A 25,673-nucleotide genomic window follows, 5' to 3' on the forward strand; every position below is an offset into this window, starting at 1 on the left:
CAGATTAAAATCAAGAGCAATCTTTACGAAAAATCATTCTGTTTTACAAATGATTAAATTAACTACAGGTTAATTTTTTTTCATTTAAATTAAAAAGAGGTCAATTGTGAAAGCCATGAACGTCTGATACAATGTATATAAAATTAACAGGGAGATGAAAGCAATGCCGATTAATAACGTAATTCGTGAAAAAAGAAAAGAACTTGGATTAACACAGGAACAGCTAGCCGATTATCTTGGCGTGTCTGCTCCTGCCGTAAACAAATGGGAAAAGGGCGGTACCTATCCCGATATTTCGCTGTTGCCCGCTCTTGCAAGACTTTTAAAGGTGGACATGAATACCTTAATGGGTTTTCACGAAGGGCTTACCAAACAAGAAATTTCCTCTATCAGCAAAAACGTGGTGGATGAGATAAAGGCAAACGGCTATAGTGCTGGTTTTAAAATGCTAATGGAAAAGATACAAGAATACCCTAATTGCTATGAATTAATTCATACTGCTGCAATGCTCTTAGACGGTTCTCTCCTGTATTATGGCGCCGGGATTTCCGACAGAGAATATTATGAAAACCAGATTACAACCCTTTATGAACGTGCTGCAAAAGGTGATGATGAACAGATTCGAGAGAAAGCTTGCTTTATGCTGGTTTCAAATTATATAAAACACTCTGAGTACGACAAAGCCCAGGAGATGCTTGATCTTCTGCCGGATAAATCGGCATTGGATAAAAGAAACTTCCAGGCTCAGATTCTGATAAACCAGAATAAGCTTACAGAAGCTGCCATACTGTTGGAAAGAAAGTTAATCATGGAGGTCAACGACTTGCATATGACACTCGTGAGTCTTATGGATATCTCTATAAAAGAGAATAATATTCAAAATGCTGCTTATCAGGTTGAGGTATATCGGCAGAGTGCAAAGATTTTTGATTTATGGGATTACAATTCCTATATTGCTCCTTTGGAATTAGCCTTGAATCTAAAGAATATTCCGGATTCGGTGTCCAATCTGAAAGCTATGCTTGATGCTATCTTTCAGCCCTGGGATATGAAAAGTTCACCATTATATAGTCATATCGGTATTTCCTATCCCCAAGAAAATACCGGAAGATTAATGCTGTCTCCACTGCTTTCAGAGCTTGAAACCAATCCCAGATATGATTTTTTACGTACAAACGAGGAATTTACAAAGCTTCTGAAACAATACAGAGCCAAATATCCGGAATAAATTAACCTTTCAATCGTTGTTATTATCTTCATCGCTCCATTGATAGACCACCGCTCCATCTATAATGGTATAAACCGTATGCGTAAAGACTTCCATGGGATTCCCTGTAAAGATTGCGATATCCGCATCTTTTCCGGCTTCCAGACTTCCGACCCGGCTATCGACCTGACAGATCTCGGCAGCATTTATTGTGATTGCTTTCAGGCCCTCTTCTACACCAAGTCCTTTTTTAGCTGCAAGGCCGGCGCAAATAGGCAGATATTGAATCAGTGTAACCGGATGATCCGTTGTTATGGCTACCTTTACCCCTTTTTGGGCCAGGACTCCCGGTGTCTTAAAGTCCACATTCTTGATCTCAAGCTTATTTCTGCAGGACATCCCGGGTCCTATAATGGCGGGATAACCGCTATTTTTAATCTCATCTGCTATAATATGCCCTTCTGAGCAGTGATCCAGAGTCAGCTTAAGATGATATTCTTTTGCAATACGGATGGCGGTGAGAATATCATCGGCTCTGTGAACATGGGCCTTTAGAGGAATCTCTCCCTTTAATACGGGAAGCCAAGCTTCTAGGCGAAAATCTTCCTCAAAGCCTTCAACGTCTTTGCTCTTCTCTTTCTTCTGCTGATACTGCTTTGCGAGAAATAATTCCTCCCGAAGCATAGCCGCAATGGTCATTCTGGAGGCTGGCGGCGTATTCAAATCTTTATAAGCTTTCTTTGGATTCTCACCAAAAGCTACTTTCATGGCTGCCGGTTCTTTTATTACCATATCATCAATGACTCTTCCATGGGTCTTCATAAATAAAAACTGTCCTCCGACGACATTGCTGCTCCCCGGCCCTACCATAACGGAAGTAATTCCTGCCTGAATCGCATTGTGAAAAGCAGCATCCATTGGATTTACGGCGTCCAGTGCACGGATATAAGGAGTGATCGGAAGTGTTGTTTCATTGCAGTCATCCTGCTCCTGCCCTTCCTTTTCCTCTGAAATACCGATATGGCAATGGGCTTCAATAATACCTGGCATTACCCATAACCCATTTGCATCAATAACTGTATCTTCTTCTCCTAGAGATACATCTGCCTGCTCTCCAACATAAACTATCTTTCCATCCTTTATTAAAACCTCTCCTGGTTCATAGGTCTTTCCTGCCATCGTAAGTATCTTACCATTCTTGATTAACAGCATAATTCTACCCTTTCCAATCGTAAACTTTTATTTTTCTATCATAAGCTAGATGAATAAGACTGGCCTTTTAACACTCAGACCATAAAATAAAGGCTAAGGCATATTTCAGCCTTAACCTCCTAGATTTCATTCTAAACACGATTCAGTTTTCCATAAATATGCAAAGTTTATGCATTCTCAAAAAAACTTCTAACGGAGCTCAACATTAGGATTACTTTCGTAGGCGGAACCAATTTCGCACATGTAGTCCAGAACATCAGCAAACAGATCAAATAATGCTTTCAGCAAATCAATATCCCTGATAACACCGGCAACACTGAAATACAGTTCATCTACTCCCTCAGGAAAGCTCTCACCAAACCAGCCTTCATCATCCTTAATCTGAAGAGAAAATCTCGGCTGCAGCTCAATCAGGCTTCTGATACTTGTTTTAGAAAATAATTCCCGGATTTTATCAGTATTATTTCCCTTTATTACATAATCGGAATCAAATTCTTCAAAACCAATTTGGATATCCTGCATTCCTAGAAGCCTTCCAAGGTCACTAAAGATACCTGCTTTGTATATCCTAAAATACAGCCCGTCTTTATTAATATAAGGAGCTCTCATACGGGTATAGGTTATAGAGGATTTCCCTGTAGAGACAGTATATGTATCAAGGGTAATCGTCCATTCTTTTACATGAACCACTACTTTATTTTTACCAAAAAAACCTCCATCAACGTAATCAGCTCCAATGAATTCGCTTAGTTGGCTCCATACCTCTCTTTTACTTGGTCCAAAGATTTCTCTTAAAACACTCATACTCTTCCTCCTGGCTCTATAAATGAAATGCAGCTTATTATTAAACTGCTTTAATTCATAGTATTAATCAGCTTATTCAGATAGACGCTTAATTCCTCTGCCGCCTTTTTATGGGACAATATTCCTGGATGGCTTCTGGCGCCAACAGTCTTTTCCGTTGTATCCGGTAATTGTAATACCGATACCTTTTTGTCACTGCTAAGCTTCCGGTACTTATCAACTGCACGATAAATGGCTGGCATAAGAGCATTACCAAGCATTCCATAAGCCCATACAATATGAGCAGTTTTATTATATTTTCTTAGCTTAATTAGAAAGTTTTCTACCGCAGCTTCAAAAGCGTCTAAATCCTCCTCATTAAAACTGCCATCCTCGTTCAGTCTCTGCTTATGGCTTCTCCCGGCTTCATCCCTCCACTCAGGTGAATTAAATGCCGAATTGTCATTGGTTCCAAGGTTTACAACGACAATATCCGGCTGCCAGGCATCAAAATCATTCTCCTTTTGTGCTCCTAACCCTTCATTCTTCTCGCCTGTAAGCACACCGCAGACCTTTTCATAATATTGTGGGATACTGTAATCCGGATTATTATCCCAGCTAGTAAGAACTCCCCAGCCGCTCTCTGATATTACCCGGTAATCTGCTTTCAAGGCATTGGCCGTTAGCAGGGTATAATTCTCCGATGCACTAAACCACATGGATATCCAATCTTCTTCCTCTTTTGCTCCTACTACCCCTTCACCGGAGGTGATACTATCCCCGATAAATTCTATTTTTAACTTTTTCTCTTCTATGGGCAGGAATTCACCCTCAAGCCTTACAGCATGAACTACAAGAGAGCAGGCAGGGTCTCCGTTCATAGCCTGAACTTCTCGTATAATACGAACATTCTTTACTGTGCTTTCATTCATTCCACGGTAGAGGCAGAGCCAGTATCTTCCCTTTAGAAGCATTTGTCTGCTGACCTGAGCTGAATTAATAAATACGCCAAGCCATGGTTCATATAACTCATAATCAACTTCTACTTCTATCCAAAGTTCAGCGCCTTTTGTATTTAACTCTATCCCGCTGCCAGTCCAAAACAAAGGCAAAGGTGACAGACTCCCTGCAGTCCTTCCATGTATTTTTAGGTATTTTATTTCATCCAATTTATACTCTTTCATACCAATTCATACCTTCCTCAATTCCTCAACTTGTGAAAATTACCGATTTCAGACTTTCATTCCTATTATAACAAGCTTCTTTTTTAATTACCATCCCAGGTTTAAGCAATGTTGAAGTTACTCATGTTATTCTTCTCTTTTAAGGTAACTGATAAAGGCATCTACAATTTCAGGATCAAACTGCGTTCCTTTATTCCTTAACATCTCTTCTATCGCCTGTTCTTTCGAAAGCTCGCCGTTTCGGTAAGGCCTGCAGCTTGTCATTGCATCATAAGCATCTGCCACACATACTATTTTAGCCAGAAAATAAATATGGTCTCCATCCAGACCACCGGGATATCCCTTCCCATCTATTCTTTCATGGTGTTCATGGATAATTCTGCGGCAATTCGTTAAAAAGTTCAGATTCTTTAGTATATTATCACCTTTAATAGGATGCTTCTTGATCTCACCATACTCTTCCTGACTTAGCTTGCCTTCCTTGTTAAGAATATTCTCCGCTATTCCTATTTTCCCAATATCATGAAGGATACTGCCAAACTTCAAGTCATTCATTTCACTTTCATTCAGTCCCATCTCAGCTGCAATCACCATCGAGTATTCCATTACTCTTTCACAATGGCCGCCTGTATATGCGTCCTTTTCATCGATGGCATTAGCCAATGCTCTCACTGTTTCAAAATAGCTCTCCGAATTCTGCCGTAGCATGTCTTCCAACTCCTCATTTAGCGCAGAGGTTTCTTCATAAAGAGCCGATATTTCCTCTTTTTGATTAAATATTTCTTGATTTTTAGTCTGAAGATTTTTTTCATATTTATACCGCTCATCCAATAATCTGCTTAGCTCTTCTGTCATATGGTTAAACTGCTTCCCAAGAATTGCAGTCTCATCATTGATTTTCATTTTAAAACGATAAGAAAGATTACCTTCCGCAACCTCCTTGGCGCCTATTGTTAATTCTTCAATGGGCTTTACAAGTCTGCTTGCGATATAATACCCAATAGATGCCACAACTGCTGAACTAAGGATTACTACCAGTGCGACTACCCCTTCCATATAGCGCAGCTTATTCCTTGCTTCACGGTTGTTGTAAATAATTTCAATAACATTTCTCTCATTCGCTCCTCTGGCTCCTACGATCTCATAGGGAATATACTCATAATGTGCCGGGGCATTTAGGTAAGTTCCTGTAACTTCAACTGTCTTCATGGTATCAAGGGCTTGTTTAAAATAGTCTTCATGGTTTGAAGATATTTTAATATTCTTTCCGGCAGCATCTTTTTTATAGGAAACCCCCTGATAATCATATAATAATATACTGCTTATAAAGCTATTTTCATCCAGGAGCTGATGTTCAAAATCTTCAAAAGCAACATTAGAGGTTTTATCTGTTTCCATTTTCGTTCCGGTTTCAAAGATGTACTTACCATCATAAGAACTGATATAGCAATATTTCATCAAATCTCCCGAATTTATGGAGAGACTAACGCGAGAAGTTGAGAATATACCAGAAGCACGAATTACATCCAAATAGTTCAAGAAATCCGTATATCCGGTAAAATTCAATCCCAGATCTTCTGGGTCCGTTGCACGAATTACAGTATTGCTGCTATCTATAATATATAGTTGATAATCGTCCTTGCCATTTATAAAAGAGGAAAGATTAAAATCGATATTTTTATCCTCTTTGTATTCGTTCCAGACCTTCCTCAGTATAATTTCAGCTTCCTCTTCAATAGGCTTTTCATTCAGTAAATTTACATAATCAGCATTCTTAATCATGTTCAAGGCTCTGTCGTGGACCAATTTTTGTTTCTGACTAAAATCATCTTCCATATTGTTGTGCATGATATAAAATTGAAAAGAAGCCAAAATGCTTGAAACTAAAAACACACTAAAAAAAAGCAATATGAAAAGCTTATACTTAAACGGAAAAAACCTTTTGTTTTTCATGATGCATCCTCCTAAATTACACTGCCAGAAACTTCTTTACCAACGATTTTTACTGCTTATTTTATTATATCTAAACTAATACCGTAAGCACAACTAAATTTTCTTAAAAATACCATATTTTGATTATTTTTCTTCTTTTATCCCATAAATCGATTTCTATATAATAAATAAAGGGCTTTAGTCAGTAGATTATTCTTTCTACTTACTAAAGCCCTGTAAGAAGCAGATTCCCTCTTCCAATTGAAAGTTATTGTTTAAACTTCTGCTTATTTTAATACTATGTATCTTATTACTACAAAAGGTTATCTTAACTTTATAGATAGATCATCAAAACTTTGGTCAGCACAGTACACAGAAGAATTTTCTTCATATCCTTTATCAGCTGTAATTATCTTAGGAATAAAACGGACTCCACCATGCCCTTTCCAACACTCCTCAAACCTGCCAATAACTGAAGAATACTTTATATTTTAGGGTATGAAAGCAGTTTTTAGCTTTCTTTAACAATATATTATTCTTAATTCTTATCTATTACAGATAAGGCAACAGATTACTGCAATTACAGTAAACTAATAAAAAAACTAAAATAAATGTTCTCGCTTCTTAAAAAAATCATGGTAAAACCGGATACTTTCTAACTCTTCCCACCTTCTGATTTCAACAGGCTCTTCATCCAGATTATAAATTCTTGCTCCTTCTATAGACAGAAGAAATGGTGAATGAGTAGCTATAATAAATTGTACATCAAAGAATCTTCCCAGATCAAAAAGCAGCTTCGTAAGCTCATATTGATATTTAGGTGATAAGCTATTTTCCGGTTCATCTAAGAGATATAACTTGCCGGGAACAAGCTCCTTATCAAAAAATCGCAGAGCATTTTCACCATTGGAATACTCCCTGGTCTTTTCACCCGCAGTATTTTTAATATACTTTGTTGCAGTTTTTGACCTGGCCTGATTAACCTTCCTCAAGGTGTCATAATCCTTCATAGAAGTAAATTGAAAATCTCCAAACTTTAAGCTTCTATATTCTTCATAGGTTTCTTCTCTCTTTCTTCCGGTCTCCTTATTCTCTCTCCTTTGATTTAGAATCCCCTCAATAATATCTTCACTGGTTATAATCTTACTGCCCTCCGGAATTCGCTTGATTCCCTCTTCCCTATTCAGACTGTAATCGCACATCTTAACAAAGTCCAGGAATTCACCGGTACGGTCTACTGTGGTTCTCCTTGGTAATTCCAGTTTTTCGGAAATCAGGTTCAGCAGACTTGATTTTCCGCATCCATTCCCGCCATAAAATATGGTAATCCTATCAAAAGATATATGATTTAATTCTTTAAAATAAAATACACCAAAAGGGTAAGCAGAGGTATAACGATAAACATCCATTTCATACTGGCTGGGCAGATGGAATCCGGTAAGGTATTCCATACTTAATCCACCTCCTGTTACTGTATTTATTCGACTATTTAGGATATTTTAACACAAATACTTTCGGAATGGTATCTACTTTTGTATTGACAAATATTTAAGGGTGCAATATAATGATTTTAAAGTCACTGACTAAGGAGTCATTAATGAATACAAAGACATCCAGAAGCCAAAAAAAAGAGCAAACAAAAGCTTTACTTATAAGTACCGCTTACGAAATCTTCTCTGAGAGAGGAATTCAAGCTGTCAGAATGTCCGATATTGCATCAGCGGCCAATGTCTCCCACGGGACAGTCTTCCTGCACTTTAACACCCAGGAAGCATTGATTGCTGAGGTCGTTCAATACTATTGCCGCCAGATTGCTGCCTGTACCCATGAACTTTCAGAGGGTTGCCATACCTTAAGGGAACTGCTGTCAGCCCATTTGGAGGCGATTTCGAAATATGAGTTGTTTTATAAAAGGCTCGTAATTGAAAGCCGAATGCTTCCGATAGAAGCAAGAGACGCCTTTATAGCCATTCAATCAGCCTTATCTTTTCATTTTAGTCTGGTTCTGGAAAAGGAAGATGTACCTTCTCTTCCGGCAAGTATTTTATTTAATATGTGGATGGGGCTGGTGCATTATTATTTGATGAACGACGATTTATTCGCACCCCAGGGACAAGTTATAGCGCGATATAAAACGATACTGACAGATACATTTCTATCTCTCCTGGAAAAGGAAAGCCATCCAAGAATTACAAATTAGCTACATTGAATAAGATAAGGAGGTAAAAGATTATGGCATCCAAAGACACGTTATTAAAAGCAAAATGCTGTTACGAACACCTAGGTGGTACACTTGGGGGCCGTTTATTTAATCGTCTGGCCGAATTAGGCTGGTTTGAACAGAATAAGGAACATCCAAGGGAATATCTGATCACACAACTTGGAATGGAAGAATTGATTAAACTAGGAGTAGATCCATTTGAGAGGAGTAAATAATGAATAAAATAAATCCATTTATGTTTTTAAAGCAAGAGGCGCCGGAAGTATCCGATGCTTTTAACAATTTATTGTCTGCTATTGGAACAAAAGGAACTCTGGATGATAAGACAAGGCAGCTCATATTTATTGGGATTAAATCATCTCAAGGCGACATTCCTGCTGTTATAGGGCATGTTCCTATGGCAAAGCAGGCTGGTGCAACCAGAGAAGAAATCCGTGATACCATTATTATGACACTGGCGATTTCCGGAACACAAGGTGTGAGCAGTTGTCTTGTACCTGCTATGGAATGTTTTGATAATTTATCTTAAATGAGAGGATGTATTTTATGAAAATCTGTATTTCCTGTGGTATGCCAATGACCAAAAAAAGTGATTACCCCCTGGAGGATGAGAATAAGGATTTTTGCATCCATTGTGCTAAGCCAGACGGAACACTGCAATCCTATGAGGAAAAACTGGAAGGTACGGTTAGATTTCTTATTCGTACACAAGGAATCGATGAAACTGCTGCTCATGAACTGGCAATCCGAACCCTGAAGAAGATGCCGGCATGGGAAACTGCCGGTGATTTATAGTAAATTTATAGTTCTTATAAGGTAAAGGATTGCATATTGTCCGCCTCGAAAGCTTAACGGAGCAAGAATTAATAAAAGAATAAAGGACAGAAAATAAGCGGCTGTCTTCTCCTAAAGAGAAAGACAGCCGCTTATTATTATTTATTTCGCTTTAACCGTTACTCCGGCAGGCATCCTAAAATGATTGAATGCCTTTTTATAGCTGGTAACCGCTTTTTTCGGTACATAAATAGTACTCTGTGCACTGATATCTTCAAATACACATGGATATGGCATTACCGGTACTACACTGCTGGTAAATGTAACTTTTGTCAGACCTGAATGTGCAAAAGCACAACCGTCAATTTCCTTTACATTGCTTGGAATGATTACTTCTTTTAAACCACGGCATACACTAAAGGCATATGCACCAATTACTTTTATCTTACTGTCAACTGTGATTTTACTCTTAGCAGACGGATAAGATATTAAAGTTGTTCCGCTCTTATCAAGAAGCATCATTTTTTTCGCAGAATAATTAGGATTCTTCTTATCCACTGTAAAGGATACCAGATTACTGCAGCCGGTAAATGCTGTGGATGAAATATCGGTTACTGAATAAGGTATATTAACAGAGGCAATTCCTTGAACACTGTAGAATGCACTTTCATCAATTGAAACGACATCATATTTCTTTCCGTCCAATGTAATGGAAGCAGGAATTGAAACCTTTGCAGGCAGCTTATCGTTAATTTGATTGTTGGCTACTGCTACTGTTCCGTTAGCGTTTTCACTTGCACTCTTTGTAATTCTGTAATTAATATTCTTGTACTGAACTAACTGGTCATAATACTGAATATATCCAACCTTTGTAGGCTTTGCAACCGGTTTAATGGTTACCTTGATGGTATATACTTCAGATTTTCCCTGATTCGTTACCGTAGCCATAAGAACTGCTTTTCCGGCTTTCTTAGCGAATATATTTCCGTTTGCGTCCGCACTGATATATGTAGGAGTACATACATGATAAACTACGGAGGCATCCTTTGCCAGATTTTCAATGGCAACCTTTGTGAGTGTTCCTGCTGTTACTGCCATTTCTTCCGGAACCTTAATTTCTTTTGTTTCATCGGTATCCTTTGTGTCATCAGTAATTGCAGTGCCGTTTGCCGGAGCTGTTGTATATACTACACCATAAGTTGAGAATCTGTCTGTTTCAAACAGTAACTTTGTCCCGCCGCTAATAACAGTGGTCGGCAGATTCTCACACACACCATCATGGTATCTGACAACCTGATAATTGTATCCGGACTGGAAAGCAGCCGGGATATCAATCATAATAGCCACAGGTTCCTGGGTGTTGGATATAGAGGAATTACTGGTGATTGTTCCATCGGATACTGCTTTTATCAATGACGCATCAAAGAAAGTTGTAACATTATCCTTAAACGCACCATCCACGTAAGCTTTAAGGCTATCTTTTTCATCCTGCTTCTGAGGCTCACGAATTAAGAGCATTACCTTAATGGAAACTATATTTGAATCAAGCACATCACCTGATATATCTACTGTGTTCAGCAGATTACTATTTCCAACAGAAGCTGTAACACTGGTGGTATCTATCTTAACTTCTGCCTTTAAGACTTTATCCAGTTTTTTGATATGGAAGGTATAACTGTTTGTATCACTGAATTTTACTGTTACCGTAGGATTAGATACGGAACTGTCATAGGTCACCTTGATTTTCAGCGGATTCAACAATTCTGCCTCACAGCCTGAACCTGTTACTGTAATCTTATCGGTAGCTTTGCTAAGAATAGGTATAATATATAATTCTCCGTCTTCAGCATATACATCAAAGGTCTTTTCTTGATCCGGATCAGGTACTACCTGGGGGTAGGTAGTTTCTTCACTAACCTTTTGATAGGTTTCACATCGAAGTATCTTCACATCATCTGCTGTAACATCGCCACTCTTCTTAGCTGTTGTAAATGCCCAGGTGCTCTTGGAACCAAACTCAGCCATAGCATTTTTAGTTTCACTTTTTACAAAATTAGTATCCAGTTTCACATAATAAGCAGAGTCATATCCTAAAACTTTGGGAAGCTCAACGGTTACAACATTTTCATTAATCTTAACTTTATTGTTACTGCTGTGAATATCCAGGAATTTCTTTCCGGTCTTAGAATCGTAAACAGTAAGATATCCATCGCCCTTCACTACATTTTCACTTACCTGAAAACTTATGTTAGTATTGACTGAAACATTAGTAGCATCATTTACAGGTGTAATAATGCTGCTGACATAAGGAATTGTTCCGACAAAAGTAAAAGGTCCTAAGTATCCTACTGCCTCATTTTCGGCATTGTCCTTCACGGTATAATGGATGTAATAGGTTCCATCTTCCGGGAAAGTAACTCTGACATCCGGTGTTTCACCAACTATCCACTTATCAGAATCGGAAGGTGTATCCATGGATTTGCTTAAGAACACCTTATATTCTTTCAGTCCGCTGCCGCCGGCATCTGTAAAGCTTACCACTACATTTTTATCTCCGGTAACCGTACCATTACTTATGCTGGCTGTGGCTTCCGGCTTTGTACTATCCGTATAGTTTATTGGACCGAAGTATCCAACTGCTATATTTCCTTCCTTATCTTCAGCAACATAATGGATATAGAAAATTCCGTTTGACGGGAAAGTAACCACTCTTTCGGAAGCTGAACTTACGTCTGACCAGCCGTTTGCATTCGCTCCGGGTGTTGCAGTATTTGAACTGATAAATACCTTCTGATTCTTAATACCGCTGTTATCTGTAAAGGTTAACACTGCCTTTCCATTACCTATCGTAGCATTATTTGCCACATCACAGGTAACAGCAGGAGGTGTCATATCCTTATAGGTTATTGGTCCAAAATAACCTGTGGATTTATTGCCTGCTTTGTCCTCTGCTTCATAATGGATATAATAACTTCCGGTTGATGGCAGAAGTACAGTACGTGTTCCCTTGCTGCTTGGCTCTGACCAGACAGAATCTTCACTGATGGCAGACCCTGTGGCAACACAGATTTTTTGAACTTTTAGTCCGCTGCCGCCGGCATCCTTAAAGGTCAGGACAACTTTATTATCTCCGATAGTACTGTTGTTTCCTGCACTGGAGGTAGCTACGGGTGCTTTATCATCTGATATAAAGTCAACTGTTCTGGAGAAGGCTTCTGAAGTACCGTTTTCACTGGTTACTGTCAGGCTTATCTTATAAGTTCCAGGAACATCCTCGCTAAAATCAATTACCTGGCTTGTTATAGCGCTGCCTGAAACTGTCTGAGCTGTGATGACTTTATTATAAGGAGCTCCATCTTTTGTAACCGTATAAGTACCTGTTACTTCCGCTCCATATACATCATAACTTTTGTCCGTTAATACAAGCTGTTCATTTTGGCCCTTTATAAGAGTTGTTTCCGATAAGTCAAAATCTGCATGGGGCTTAAGCTTAACTCCGGTTTCGGTGCCTGTATCATAGGTATAGCTATAGCTAACCTGTCGTGCATAAGGATTGCTGACTGCACCAAAGGTATCTGTAACCGTTAAGGAAATCAGATAACGATGGTCCGGAATGATAATTGTAATAGGGGTATCTGAGGTTACCCAGGCAGGGCTATCTGCTGATAAATCGATATATTTCCAGACATTCTTTGAAGCATCAATTCCAATACCGTCCGGGTCATAGGATAAATCAGTATAAGTAATGGCTGCACCTGTTACAGTTATAGCAGGGCCTGTTACAACAGAATCACCTTCTGATATATCCGTAATGGCAGGACCTGTTACAGTGGAATCTTCGCCTGATCCAGCTGTAATGGCAGAACCGCTTACAACTGTTGCTGTAAAATAAGCGACAGGCTGTCTGTGTGCAATTACTGTTTGAACCAACGTATCCTTATAGTAAATCTCATATTTACCAGGCAGACTAAAGTCGTTGTCTAAATCCGGCACCGTCTGACCGCTCTTTGCATATATTCCTTCTGTGTTACTGAAGCCATCGGTAGTATGAACCACTTTCCATTTACCATTTGGCCACTCTGCATCTGCTGTACCGGAAGAAGCTGCTCCATTAACAGCAAGGTTAACACTTTCAGAAGTAAGCACATAAGCTATTCCGTCTTTGGAGTCGACAGCTTTGGGGTAATTGTCCTCCAGAATTTTATGTGCAATAGCAGTTATCTGCTTATCATAAGTGTCTGTATCTGAGCTGTCCACATTGACAAACCCACCTTTGGAATTATTTAATCCGATAAATTCTTCCGTCTGTGTTTTATTGTCATCGCTACCCCAACCTATGTAAGTTACATCGTCATTATTTAAACGATTAATGATTTCATTTTCTTCCTGGGGATCATTAAGGTCTGAAATCACGTCTTCATTTAAATTAACAATGTATTTAGAAGTATCTTTTCCCCATTCCGGTTCGCTGACAACTTCCTTTAAGGTTTTTGCCTTTTCCGTTGACATCGTAAGATTCTTTAAAGCTATGCTGGTGGGTCTGTTACAGCCATGAGCACGATAGCTGGCTAAAGGACCAAATCCATAGGCACTTGCCTTTTCAAAGCTTACCTTTGTACCTAAGGACTCGGAAGAACCTGCTTTTGTCCATGTAATGATATTAGAATCATCCAAATCATTAGTAATAGCAGAGGCACTTCCCGTATACCATACCTTTACATTGGCAGGCTGTGTTTCAATCTTTATTTTACGGTATTTTACATTCGTTGAATAAGCGTTAGAGGATGCAAGCTTTGTAAAGCCAGTACCGTTAATTAAGGATGGCTGTGACCTATGATGAAAATTCTTTGTATTAATATCCTTAAATTGATACAGTGCAATCTCCTGCCCTGTTCCTGAAGGGTTATACTGGAGGAATAACAGGTAACCTGACATCTTCTGTGTATCAGGATAGTTTCCAGTTACGGAAGTGTTAAATAAAAAACCAACACCATCTAAGGCATCATAAGCCTCATTCTCAATAATATCAAACTGGAAGGTTTTCGTGGTAGGATCCGTGTTCTGCAGATACATAAAGTCCTTATAAGCAGACGCTCCATAACCGGTGAAAAACAAGTCAGCTCCATTATTGGTAGGCTGAATATGGCTGACATTGTTATAATAAGGATGTCCGGAAGAACTATTATTACTTTCTGTCTGCTCTATGTAGACATGATCATTGTCCCTAATATCGGCAGCATTAATGGTATGGTCATAAACCCACCAGTTAAAGCTGTTGCTGCTTGTACTTACTGATTTTGATTCCAGCTCCGATACATTAATATCCTCTTCCGGAATCTGTCCCAATTCTAAAAGCTTTGCTTTCAGATCTTTTGAGAAATTGGAATAATCTACACCGGTGTTTCCAACCGCCAGTGCTACATCAATTTTTTTGTTTACTGATACGGTAATGTCAGGATTCCCTATTGCCTGAGCATTAGCAGTAACCAGGTTGCCAGGCATCAATCCTATCAGCATGGTTACAATAAGACATATTGCAAAAAATCTTTTTTTCATGTATGCTCCTTTCTTGTTCGTTTTCGCCTTTAAAGCTGTGATTTCAACTAAAATCCTCATACTTCAACAGGCTTCGGCATATTATACCAAATTAATCTTACAAGAATCTTACATACCTACTTTCATTTATTATATCCGTTCTATCCCACGAACCTGGGAAATCATATAATCCAAAAAGCGTTTATCAATATCTAACTGCAAATCCATCTTCATAATATTGGCGTATTTCTTAAACAACTGCTTGTACTTTTCCTTTTCATCCATTTCCATATAGAAGGCCAATAACTCTTCATACCCTCTGGTTGACATGGGATTAACGAAAAGAAGTTTTTTTAGGATACTCTCCTGTTTTTCCGGTGAACTCTCCTCATAAAACTCTGCCATGGAAAGCATTAATTCTTCCATCTGTATTTCCAGCCATTCTTTGCTTTCATTGGTCCATTCCGTGTCCATATTCGAGAATAATTCCCCATAATAATCTTTTGTCAGTCTCTCTGCTTCCAGGATATTGTTTTCACCGATTCTATCGTTATAACGAATGAAATGAAAGAAATCATACAAATCACAAATTCCTTTTTCTATGTATAATTCCAGATTCTTATTGAGCTTGACTGCCGTCTCATCGGCACCATAGCCGATAAGGGCACTTTTTAATCTGGATACCGTTACATAATAATTATTCCGGTCCATATTCTCCCTGCCTGTAAAAAGAGCAGTCATTAATTCATCTTTGTATACCGGCTTATTGGCTTTGCATATCAAATAGCTTAATAATTCCCTGCATTTTGTAGTCGGAAATTTCATAGCTTCTTTTCCATTTTTTAATACTTCAAACTTACCGAAGCACTTTATTTGAACTCTTTGATCCTCGCCTGATTTATTATTTTTTAGGGAAAGGAGCTCATATTGCTTCTTAATATTCTCCAACATCTTAACGATTCTTCCCTCTGTAACCGGTTTAAGCAGATAATCCAATGGCTGAACCTCGAAGCTTTCCACCGCATACTGAGAGTAAGCCGTTATAAATATGATTATGATATCCGGAAACAGGCTTTTCAAAGAACGAGCAAGCATAATTCCGTTAATCTCAGGCATTTCTATATCAACAAATAAAACATCCGGTCTGTCAGTTTCGGCATTGTTCAAAGCCATTACCGCATTGGTATAGGTCGCGGTAATATCAACCTTATATTTGTTTAAAAAATAACAGAGTAAATCAATGGATAGCTTTTCATCATCTATAATAACTGATCTCATCTATCCTCTCCTCCTTTGTATCATTCTAAGTGTACCTCAATGATATATTAGTTTTTCCTTCAGTGCAAGTAGTGTTTACTTTTATCCGTAATAATTATAAAGACAAGTACAGTATTATTATGTATAATATATATATTTTGTAAATCAAAATATATAGCAGGAGTTATGGCCATGAAACTACACAGGAAGCATTTATATATCTTATCAGCTCTTACGATTATTATGATAGTAACCATTTTTCTCTCAAGCTTTCAATACCAGAATTCTTCGCCTGTATGTCAGAATGGTTTTGTTGACTTGTCCCGCTGGAACTTTGAGAAAGATGGTAATGTAATACTCAATGGTTCATGGGAATTCTATCCGAATACTTTATTAACCCCACAGGATTTTACAAGTCACACCCTTCCTGAAGTACATTACATAAAAGTCCCCAGTCCCTGGTCTGCAAAAAGGAATCATGAGCTTATTAATGAAAGAGGAACCGGTACCTACCGTTTAAAGATTCGAATTAAGAAAACAGCTTCCTTGTATGGAATTAAGTCCGTTAATATAAGAACTTCCTGTAACATCTATGTAAATGGATTATTAATTGGTAACAGCGGAAATCCTGCCTATCATATAAAAGATGGTTATAAAAGCAATAATACTCCGATTGTATCTTATTTTTCAGCCGATTCCGAAACCCTTGAGCTGGTTATTCAGGTTGCTAATCTCGAATATTCAAAAGGCGGCATCATACAAAACATCTACTTCGGTACCGCTCATAGTATTTCACAATATAACTTTAAGTGTCAGTTTTTTGATAGCTTATTCACTTTTGCTTTATTGTTTTTTGCCTTATACAGCATTGGTATTTTTGCAGTACAAAAAGAAAAGCATAAGGCCTTTTTATACTCTGCCTTACTCTGCTTTCTATTATCTTTTTTGATTGCTTCCAGTGGAGAGAAGATTTTTAATATTTTATTTAATAATCCTCCTTACCTTCCTTTGATTAAGGTTAAAATAGCTGCTGTCTGCCTTTCTGTCTGCCTGATAACCCAACTGATACGGGAACTATATAAGATAACATTGCCTCACTTGTTGGAAAAATGCATATTGATACTGATGCTCTTTTTTACCTTTCTGACAGTCCTGCTCCCATCCACCACTACAGCTTTTATGGAAGCCATTACCTATCTGTTTTTTTTAATCATATTAACTGTTTTATGTTTTTTCATATTGAGAAGCATAAGTCCTAAGAGAACTCCCGAGAAAAAGGACCGGCTATTTTCCTTTCTGGCTTTTGTAATGGTATTATCCCTGCTGCTCTTAATGGTAGCCTGGGATTTGTATTACAATTCCCTCATTGCCTTTAACACCCTGTTTCCTGTTACCTTAATTATGTTTTTAGGGGGGCTTTACTATGTTCTGATAAAACACTATGAATATGCTTATAACTCCTTAGAAGAAATGAGCCGTAATCTTATTGCCATGGATAAATTAAAGGATGAATTTCTTCTAAATACCTCACATGAACTAAAAACCCCTTTACATGCGATTATTAATATATCAAAAATCACCCTGGAAAATGAACATCACAGCCTTTCAACCAAACATGCAGAGGCCCTGTCCTACATCTATTCTACGGCGAACCGGCTCTCAAGCCTTATAAATGATATCATGGATATTCAAAAGTTAAAAAACAACACCTTATATATTGATTTTATCACTTTTGATGTAAACGCTGCAGTCCAGACCTCTATGGAAGTACTGAAGTATCTGCGAAAAAATAAAGAGATAAAGATGATTAATAAAATCCCACAAAAATCTTTATACCTGACTACCGATGAAAAGCGTTTTCAGCAGATTCTATATAATCTGATAGATAATTCCTTGAAATACACTGATTCCGGTTACCTTGAACTTTCTGCCCACACAGATGATTCTTATCTTTATCTCTATGTAACAGACACCGGAAGAGGAATCGACTACACAACGCAAAAAATGCTTTTTAAGGAAAATTTATCACCAGTGGATTTTTATTTTCTTGGTATTCCTTCAGCCGGACTAGGTTTATATATATCGAAATTACTTGCTGTCCGACTAGGAGGTGATTTGTATCTGGAATGGTCCAAACCCGGTACAGGGAGTATCTTCGCTTTAAAATTACCGATAAATAACAAGTCCCTAAATTCCCCTCTACCAACCGATGAAACTGCTGCGACAGAGGCATGTGAAAACAATACCTTAGATATACCATATCTAAACACCGGAAATAATAACGACAACTTCGGTTACCGTAATAAAATCCTTCTGGTAAATGATACTCCTTCTAATATTAAGGTACTCCAGGAAATTTTCTCTGACCCTGAGTATGAGCTTTTGGTTGCTTATGATGGCAAGTCAGCGCTGGAACTTATAAAAATCCATAAGGATTTGTCCCTAGTTATTCTGGATGTAATGATTCCCGGCCTTTCCTGTTATGCTGTTTGTAAAGAAATCCGCAGGTATTATAAGCCTTTTGAACTGCCAATACTTCTCTTGACCTTCCGAAATACACCTGAAGATATAAAAGCAGGCTTGGAAGCAGGTGCTAATGATTTTGTACTGCAGCCCTTCCATTCAACAGAACTAAAAGCCAAAGCAGGCACCTTTCTTGAATTAAAAAGAGCTGTCAGCGAAGCTCTGCAAATGGAGTATGTGTTTTTACAGTCCCAGATAAAACCTCATTTTCTTTACAATACCCTAAATAGCATAACTGCCCTATGCTATAGCGACGGAGAACGTGCCGCTATGCTGTTAGGAAAACTTGGCGACTACCTGCGTTGTGCTTTTATGATTGACCCACGGAATTCCTTTGTTACAATAGAAAATGAGCTTGCCATGGTAAAATCATACGTTATACTGAACCAGGTCCGTTTCGGTGACAGACTTCAAGTAAATTATGATATTGAAGAGGACTTATTAAGCTATACTATCCCTACCTTTATCATTCAACCCCTTATCGAAAATTCCATAGGTCACGGCATAATGAAGAGATTGAAGGGCGGAACCATAGACTTAGCGATTAGAAAGGATTCCGGTAGGATACTGATATCTGTGAAGGATGATGGAGTAGGTATTCCCTCGGAAGAACTGTGCCAATTATTATCCGACGATTTTACTGGCAGTATAGGTTTAAAAAATATCAATAAACGTCTGATTATTGAATATGGACAGGGGCTTTTAATTGAAAGCGTCCTTGGCAGCGGAACAACCGCCACCATATATATCCCATTATTACAAATGTGATTAGATTACAGACTAACCCTATTCAATCCCATATAATTTGAGTGCTTTACCTTATACGAATTCAGAAGGGAGAACTGTTATGTCCGATATTGTAATCTCAGAAGCTAAACGATGCCTGCAATGTAAAAAGCCCTTATGTAAATCCGGCTGCCCTGTGAATACCCCTTTTAATGAGGTTATTCCTCTTCTTCTGGAAGGCAGTATTGTTGATGCCGGCGAAATGCTGTTTGCCAATAATCCGCTGTCTGTTATCTGCTCTCTTGTATGTCCTCATGAAAAACAATGTGAAGGCCATTGTGTGTTGGGAAAGAAAGGTGATCCAATCAAAGTAGGTATGGTTGAAAACTATATCTCCGATTATTACTTAAATTATGTGGAAACCACTCCTCAGAAGAAGAATGGTAAAAGAGTAGCCATTGTAGGCTCCGGTCCGGCTGGTATTACGATTGCCATCCTGTTAGCTGCCAAAGGATACCGAATTACTATCTTTGAGGCTCACGATAAAATAGGAGGTGTACTTCGGTATGGAATACCGGAATTTCGTCTTCCTAAGACCATTTTGGATAAATTAAAAGACAAATTAATTGAGATGGGTATTAAGATACGCCCAAACACCTTAATTGGTCCCACAATAACAGTGGATGACCTTTTCCGTGACGGCTATAAGGCTGTGTTTATCGGAACTGGAGTATGGAATCCAAATACCCTTAAGATTAAGGGTGAAACTCTTGGGCATGTCCATTATGCCATTGATTATTTAAAAAGTCCTGAAGTATATACCTTAGGTAAAAGGGTATGTATTATCGGTGCCGGCAATGTAGCTATGGATGTTGCCAGAACCGCCCTGCGCAATGGTTCCAGAGATGTTACTATTATGTACCGCAAAGGTGCCGCCAGTGTGGATGCAGAACCTGTTGAACTGGAATATGCCAAGCTGGATGGGGTAAAGTTTAACTATTACTGCTCTCCTTTGGAGATTAGGGAGGAAGGGGTAATCTATCAGAAGACTAGTGTAACAGGATTAAATGATGACGGAAAAGAAATAGTAGAATTTATAGAAGATTCGCAGGAACTCTTCCCCTGTGATTCCGTAATCCTTGCGATTGGACAAAAGCCCAGAAGAAACATAGTGAATAATACTAAAGACATTGATATCAACAGCCGGGGGCTTCTTGTTACCGACGAATACGGAAGAACTACAAAGGAAGGTGTCTTTGCCTCCGGAGATGTGGTTACCGGCGCTAAAACAGTAGTGGAAGCGGTACGTGTATCAAAGGTAGTAGCCCAGGCTATAGAAGAATATATAGAATCCCAGGAGTAATCTCTGGTATTCTAGAGAGTCAGATTCTTTACAATCTGATTCTCTAGAATCTAATCCTCTACATTCTGATTCTTTAAAATCTAATATCTTACACTCTGTCGTTGAGTTTGTTATAAACATCTTTCATGCATTCCTCTGAAGTAATATGAGGCGCCTGATCAAGGTTAAACCACTTTACCCCGCTGTTCTCATCTGCCTTAATTCGAAGCTCCTCTTTTTCGTCCGCCTGAAAAAGATAGGTCACATTAAAGTGCAGGTGAGAAGGGACAAAAACCCCTTTTTTATAATGGCTGTTAACACATAGGCTCTCCAGGGACAAAGGTTCCGGCTTAAGAGATATTATGTTTCTGACTCCTGTTTCTTCCTTAGCCTCCCGTAAAGCCACGGAAAATAAATCCTCTTCTCCATCTGCATGGCCTCCTGTCCAGCCCCAATTCTTGTAGATATTATGGTATATCATCAGAACCTTGGTCTTATCCTCATTTATTATCCAGGAAGATGCACTAAAATGTCCGATTTTATTTTCTCGAAGCAGACAGTTTTCATGCTCTTTTATAAAGGTAAGCATAATCTCTTTATCTGCCTCTTCTTGTTCACATTGAGGTGTGTATCTCTCTATTATATCAAATAGCTTTTGTTTCATCATATCTTTCCTCTCTTGTAAAAAAGGAACTTAATAACAAAGTACTTCATATCCCTCTTCCGTAACCAGTACCATTATCTCCCATTGAGCAGAAGGTGCTCCATCTGCTGTATAAACAGTCCAGTCATCATCCTCGTCAATAAATATTTCATCGGTTCCCATATTTACCATAGGTTCTATTGTAAATATCATACCCGGTGCCATCACCATCTCTCTGCCTCGTCTGCTTACATAGCTAACCCAAGGTTCCTCATGAAATTCCAATCCTACGCCATGTCCGCCGATTTCTCTGACTACCCGGTAACCGTTCTTTTTCGCATAGTCATTTATCGCTTGGCCCATATCGCCCAGAAAACCCCAAGGTTTAACCTGCTGCAATCCAACTTCCAGGCATTCTTTTGTAACTTGAACTAATTTCTTCTTCTCTTCACTTACTTCTCCGATTAAATACATTCTCGAAGAATCTGAGAAATAACCGTTGTAAATCGTAGAAACATCGACATTTATGATATCACCGTCTGCTAAGATATCTTTCTCTGATGGTATTCCATGGCATACCTGGCTATTGATAGAGGTGCACACACTCTTTGGAAAGCCGTTATAATTTAAGGGTGCAGGGATACCACCAAGCTGAAGTGTTTTTTCATGCACCATTCGATTAATATCTTCTGTGGACATCCCAGCCTTAATATGCTCTCCCACATAATCCAACACTGCAATATTTACTTTACAGCTAAGCTTTATTTGTTCTATTTGTTCCGGTGTTTTTATGATTTTTCTGGGTGGAACCTTATGTCCATTTCTTCTGAATTCTTCTATTTTCTCATCAAAACCCAGGTGGCAGAACTTATATTTGTTACCACTTCCACACCAGCACGGGTCATTCTTACCTATTTTTTTCTCCATAACAGCAACTATTCCTTCCTTAAATACGAATTAACATTAGAAAATTCCTGACTTATTAAGCTACCCTTCCTGCATTGTTTTGGTGCACAGCCGAAATTATTTACAAAAGCCCGTGTAAACGCCGCCTGAGAGGAATAACCATATTTTAGAGCAATCGTAAGAAGCTTCTCTCTCGAACCTTTCACCTCATTATAGGCATGATTCAGTCTTCTTTCCGACACATATTGCTTAAAAGTCACTCCAACTGCTTCATGAAATTGAGCAGAACAATAATAGTGGGAATAGCCGAAAAAGTCAGCCATTTTCTCCAGCGTTGGTTCATTGGCTATATTTTCATCAATCCAGTTTACCATATTTTCTATTACTTTTGATGACATATGCTCTTGCCGAGTAGATGCTCTCGACCCTCCTTTCCTGTATTATAACAGATAAATCAGAATTTTTCTTGATGTCAGTTGCTGATTTTTATTCATTTATACACTAATCTGAAGCCTTCTTCTCCTGCATATCAATAAATACCACCAAGGTACTTCCATCCTGCCGGCCCATTAGTGCTTGATATGTCGTATCTTTATTATCCTGACACAAAATATATGAATTATAAGTGTTTGTTTCGTTGTAGGGTATCTCAGTTTTTACCAGATAATTAAATCTTGAATTCAATGTATTAGGTTCCCTTGAAACAAAGATATAATAGTTCTTCTCATAGTAAAACAAATCCAAATAGTAATTATGTTGTAGACCCGCATTAACCCCTTCCCCTGTAACCGCATCTAACATTTGTGTCACTCTTACATATGCTTTTCCCTTTTTCTGTGCATCATTCATAAATGCCTCCATGTATTCAGTATTCTCTGTCTTCACTTGAGGGTCCGTTAAATACATTATTGCAAGTTTATCCTTCTTTGCCTGCTCAAAGCTGTAATCTTTCGGAATCTTATCCAGGGGAACAGTGCCTTTAGGTGCACATTTTATTAATAGTTTATCATAAAGTCCATTACTGAAGTTATTGTTAATAACGTTAAATTCCCTTACAAATGCACGGTATTTCAGCTGTTTCCGGTCGTAAACATAGACAGTAATTTTGTCGGTGCTTTGATACACTTTCTCTCCAAGCATACTTTTAGGCAACCCGCCGGCTTCCAAAGGGTGAGATGGCCACTGCCCTTTACTTACTATCTTTTTCACTTTTCCCACACTGTTTAAGGTCTTGGAAATGCTAACTAATGCTTTTTCACTATCTTCCCAGTAAGTATTTTCCTCAATCATGATAGACGGTGTCAATTGGATTCTGTGATCAAACAAATGAATTACCGATCTGATATTAAATAAAAGCGCAACTGCAAGAACAACGAATGCGACTCTTCTTAATATTCTTATTTCACTTTTTCTTTTTTTCGTCACATTCTTAATATGGTTCTTAAAAGGAGTATCTTTCCAATGAAAGCAATATGCACAAATTCTATAATCCTTACCATAAAATTCACCTAATTCATAGAAGCCTTCTCTTTTATAGAACCGCTTTAATTTCTCATCGCCGGCATTGCAGTCCAGATATATAGTAATTTTATCTCTCTTGCAAATTTTTTTGACAAAAGATATTATTTCTTTCCTAAGATTTTTTCCTTGATATTCGGGAGCTGTCATAACACGGTACAGATAGTAATCCTTCTCCCCAGGCTCTATGTCAAAGTAATTTAGCCCAAGAGGTTTAATGGAAAACACAGCGATAATCCGCTTCTGCTGCCTGCATACATACTGATACTCCAACTCTTTTTCTATCTCTTTCTTATACCAGGGATACTCCCACTGGTGATTACCCTCATCCAATAGTTTTAAAGTCGCCTCATCTAATATCCTGACAATCTCATCTACATCACCCATTACCGCCCGTTCAATTTTCATACTGAACCTCCATGCCGTTATCAACACCTATATCTTGCTTATGTACTGAGTAAAATACATATCCAATCATCGGATTATGCATTTATTTACATATAAGTATACCTTAATTGACACAAATTACAATCCTATTCTTCTATCGAGTGCCGCGCTTAATGACCAAATAGAGAAAGGAGAATTCCTGCTGCAACTGCAGAACCGATGACTCCGGCAACATTAGGTCCCATTGCATGCATCAGCAGATAATTACCCGGTTTTGCCCTTTGTCCTTCAATCTGCGCTACACGTGCTGCCATTGGAACTGCCGAGACTCCGGCTGAACCTATTAATGGATTGATTTTCCCGCCTGTCACAACACTCATCAGCTTTGCGATTAATAAACCGCCAACGGTACTAAACATAAAAGCTACTAGTCCCAGCAGGATTATCTTAATTGTTGCTGACTTTAAAAATGTTGTTCCATCCGCCGTTGCACCAACGGTTACTCCCAGAAAAACAGTAACGATATTAATTAAAGAATTTTGTACCGTATCCGTTAATCTCTCTGCTACACCTGATTCTCTGAATAAATTGCCTAACATCAGCATTCCGATAAGCGGTGCTACCGAAGGCAGTAAAAGAACGCAAATAATAGTAACAATAATAGGGAAGCAGATTTTTTCTAATCGTGATACATGCCTGGTCTGCTTCATTACAATTTCTCTTTCCTTTTTTGTGGTCAGCAGCCTCATAATGGGCGGTTGTATCATCGGAATAAGTGCCATGTAGGAATAGGCTGCAATGGAGATTGGCGCAAGCAACTTCGGTGCCAGCCTTGTGGTAAGATAAATAGCGGTAGGTCCGTCAGCTCCCCCAATAATGCCGATTGATGCTGCTTCTGCAGGGCGGAATCCCAAAGCAACTGCTATTACAAATGCAACTGCTATACCAAACTGAGCCCCAGCGCCGATAATAAGATTTCCAGGCCTTGCTATTAAAGGCCCAAAGTCTGTCATAGCTCCAATTCCAAGAAAGATAAGGGAAGGGTATATCCCAAGCTTAACACCCTGATAAAGATAATATAGTAATCCCCCGGGCTGACCATCTGCCATTGGCCCACTCGTCAAACCTGTTAAGGGAAGGTTGGCTAATAGAATACCAAAGGCTATGGGTAACAGTAAAAGCGGCTCGAATTTCTTGGCAATCGCCAGATAAATTAATACTCCTGAAATAAGAATCATAGTTAAGGATTGCCAACTAAGAGCCATATAGCCTGAATCCATCCATAATTTCTTTAACGCTTCTAAAAACATTTGATTACCTTCTTTCTCAATTTTTATGCTCAATTATATGAATCGCTGCTATTACAAGAGAAAAGAGCTTTATCGCTCCCCATAGGGCTATCAGCACAATAAAGACAACACTCATGCAAAACAATGCGTATAATACAGCTTCGGTTACAGACATTCTTCCTTCCACCTCTTTTCACAACCCGGCATACAGTATATATTATCTTTCCTACAGCA

Annotated in this window: 20 protein-coding genes; 7 read left to right on the forward strand and 13 right to left on the reverse strand. The window is 38.5% G+C overall.

All coding sequences use genetic code 11. The features are described from left to right. Positions 1-163 precede the first annotated feature (163 nt). Positions 164-1,228 carry a helix-turn-helix domain-containing protein gene (locus bsdcttw_RS19100; RefSeq protein ID WP_185256407.1) on the forward strand — a complete coding sequence of 355 codons (1,065 nt, stop codon included), beginning with the start codon at positions 164-166 and terminating at the stop codon, positions 1,226-1,228. A gap of 9 nt (positions 1,229-1,237) precedes the next feature. On the opposite strand, the gene bsdcttw_RS19105 is transcribed toward bsdcttw_RS19100, so the two are convergent. The 5 genes from bsdcttw_RS19105 to bsdcttw_RS19125 all read right to left on the reverse strand — a co-directional run bounded on the left by bsdcttw_RS19105 (position 1,238) and on the right by bsdcttw_RS19125 (position 7,769). Continuing rightward, positions 1,238-2,419, reverse strand: coding sequence for an amidohydrolase (locus tag bsdcttw_RS19105; protein WP_185256408.1), 1,182 nt, complete (start codon positions 2,417-2,419; stop codon positions 1,238-1,240). Positions 2,420-2,608: 189 nt separating this feature from the next. Then, complete coding sequence (locus bsdcttw_RS19110; RefSeq protein ID WP_185256409.1) at positions 2,609-3,223, reverse strand: DUF3137 domain-containing protein; 615 nt, start codon at positions 3,221-3,223, stop codon at positions 2,609-2,611. Between the two features lie 50 nt (positions 3,224-3,273). Continuing rightward, positions 3,274-4,386, reverse strand: a complete 1,113-nt coding sequence (locus tag bsdcttw_RS19115; RefSeq protein ID WP_185256410.1) for an SGNH/GDSL hydrolase family protein — start codon at positions 4,384-4,386, stop codon at positions 3,274-3,276. Positions 4,387-4,512: 126 nt separating this feature from the next. Beyond that, positions 4,513-6,339, reverse strand: coding sequence for an HD-GYP domain-containing protein (locus tag bsdcttw_RS19120; protein WP_185256411.1), 1,827 nt, complete (start codon positions 6,337-6,339; stop codon positions 4,513-4,515). Between the two features lie 581 nt (positions 6,340-6,920). Next, entirely contained in the window at positions 6,921-7,769 is an 849-nt protein-coding gene (locus tag bsdcttw_RS19125; RefSeq protein ID WP_185256412.1) for an AAA family ATPase, read from the reverse strand. Positions 7,770-7,915: 146 nt separating this feature from the next. Between bsdcttw_RS19125 and bsdcttw_RS19130 the strand changes: the two genes are divergently transcribed. From bsdcttw_RS19130 to bsdcttw_RS19145, 4 genes are read left to right on the forward strand one after another with little or no spacing between them, the layout of a single operon-like run. Then, positions 7,916-8,518, forward strand: coding sequence for a TetR/AcrR family transcriptional regulator (locus bsdcttw_RS19130; RefSeq protein ID WP_185256413.1), 603 nt, complete (start codon positions 7,916-7,918; stop codon positions 8,516-8,518). Between the two features lie 32 nt (positions 8,519-8,550). Continuing rightward, entirely contained in the window at positions 8,551-8,754 is a 204-nt protein-coding gene (locus bsdcttw_RS19135) for a hypothetical protein (protein WP_185256414.1), read from the forward strand. After that, positions 8,754-9,068 carry a carboxymuconolactone decarboxylase family protein gene (locus tag bsdcttw_RS19140; RefSeq protein WP_185256415.1) on the forward strand — a complete coding sequence of 105 codons (315 nt, stop codon included), beginning with the start codon at positions 8,754-8,756 and terminating at the stop codon, positions 9,066-9,068. The genes bsdcttw_RS19135 and bsdcttw_RS19140 overlap by 1 nt, the downstream gene beginning before the upstream one ends. A 17-nt stretch (positions 9,069-9,085) precedes the next feature. Further along, positions 9,086-9,334, forward strand: a complete 249-nt coding sequence (locus bsdcttw_RS19145) for a zinc ribbon domain-containing protein (RefSeq protein ID WP_185256416.1) — start codon at positions 9,086-9,088, stop codon at positions 9,332-9,334. A gap of 141 nt (positions 9,335-9,475) precedes the next feature. Here the strand turns inward: bsdcttw_RS19145 and bsdcttw_RS19150 are convergent, their stop codons facing one another. After that, complete coding sequence (locus bsdcttw_RS19150; protein ID WP_185256417.1) at positions 9,476-14,869, reverse strand: leucine-rich repeat protein; 5,394 nt, start codon at positions 14,867-14,869, stop codon at positions 9,476-9,478. A gap of 129 nt (positions 14,870-14,998) precedes the next feature. Then, the gene (locus tag bsdcttw_RS19155; RefSeq protein WP_185256418.1) at positions 14,999-16,126 is read right to left on the reverse strand and encodes a response regulator; all 1,128 of its coding nucleotides are present in this window, start codon (positions 16,124-16,126) and stop codon (positions 14,999-15,001) included. A 171-nt stretch (positions 16,127-16,297) separates the two neighbouring features. Here bsdcttw_RS19155 and bsdcttw_RS19160 point away from each other — a divergent pair, with 171 nt between their 5' ends. Continuing rightward, a complete protein-coding gene (locus bsdcttw_RS19160; RefSeq protein ID WP_185256419.1) occupies positions 16,298-19,396 on the forward strand; it encodes an ATP-binding protein in 3,099 nt (1,032 codons plus the stop codon). Between the two features lie 79 nt (positions 19,397-19,475). Beyond that, a complete protein-coding gene (locus tag bsdcttw_RS19165; protein WP_185256420.1) occupies positions 19,476-20,717 on the forward strand; it encodes an NAD(P)-dependent oxidoreductase in 1,242 nt (413 codons plus the stop codon). Between the two features lie 88 nt (positions 20,718-20,805). Here bsdcttw_RS19165 and bsdcttw_RS19170 read toward each other — a convergent pair whose 3' ends face one another. The 6 genes from bsdcttw_RS19170 to bsdcttw_RS19195 all read right to left on the reverse strand — a co-directional run bounded on the left by bsdcttw_RS19170 (position 20,806) and on the right by bsdcttw_RS19195 (position 25,614). Then, entirely contained in the window at positions 20,806-21,363 is a 558-nt protein-coding gene (locus bsdcttw_RS19170; RefSeq protein ID WP_185256421.1) for an NUDIX hydrolase, read from the reverse strand. Positions 21,364-21,390: 27 nt separating this feature from the next. After that, on the reverse strand, positions 21,391-22,266 hold the full coding sequence (locus tag bsdcttw_RS19175; protein ID WP_185256422.1) for a methionyl aminopeptidase: 876 nt from the start codon (positions 22,264-22,266) through the stop codon (positions 21,391-21,393). Positions 22,267-22,274: 8 nt separating this feature from the next. After that, positions 22,275-22,643, reverse strand: a complete 369-nt coding sequence (locus tag bsdcttw_RS19180; RefSeq protein ID WP_185256423.1) for a helix-turn-helix domain-containing protein — start codon at positions 22,641-22,643, stop codon at positions 22,275-22,277. Between the two features lie 103 nt (positions 22,644-22,746). Next, the gene (locus bsdcttw_RS19185; RefSeq protein ID WP_185256424.1) at positions 22,747-24,171 is read right to left on the reverse strand and encodes a GNAT family N-acetyltransferase; all 1,425 of its coding nucleotides are present in this window, start codon (positions 24,169-24,171) and stop codon (positions 22,747-22,749) included. A 149-nt stretch (positions 24,172-24,320) separates the two neighbouring features. After that, positions 24,321-25,460, reverse strand: a complete 1,140-nt coding sequence (locus tag bsdcttw_RS19190; protein ID WP_185256425.1) for a sodium ion-translocating decarboxylase subunit beta — start codon at positions 25,458-25,460, stop codon at positions 24,321-24,323. A gap of 16 nt (positions 25,461-25,476) precedes the next feature. Further along, positions 25,477-25,614, reverse strand: coding sequence for an OadG family protein (locus bsdcttw_RS19195; protein ID WP_185256426.1), 138 nt, complete (start codon positions 25,612-25,614; stop codon positions 25,477-25,479). Positions 25,615-25,673 lie beyond the last annotated feature (59 nt).

The sequence above is a fragment of the Anaerocolumna chitinilytica genome, assembly GCF_014218355.1.
In the GTDB taxonomy this organism is placed as follows: Bacteria; Bacillota; Clostridia; order Lachnospirales; family Lachnospiraceae; genus Anaerocolumna; species Anaerocolumna chitinilytica.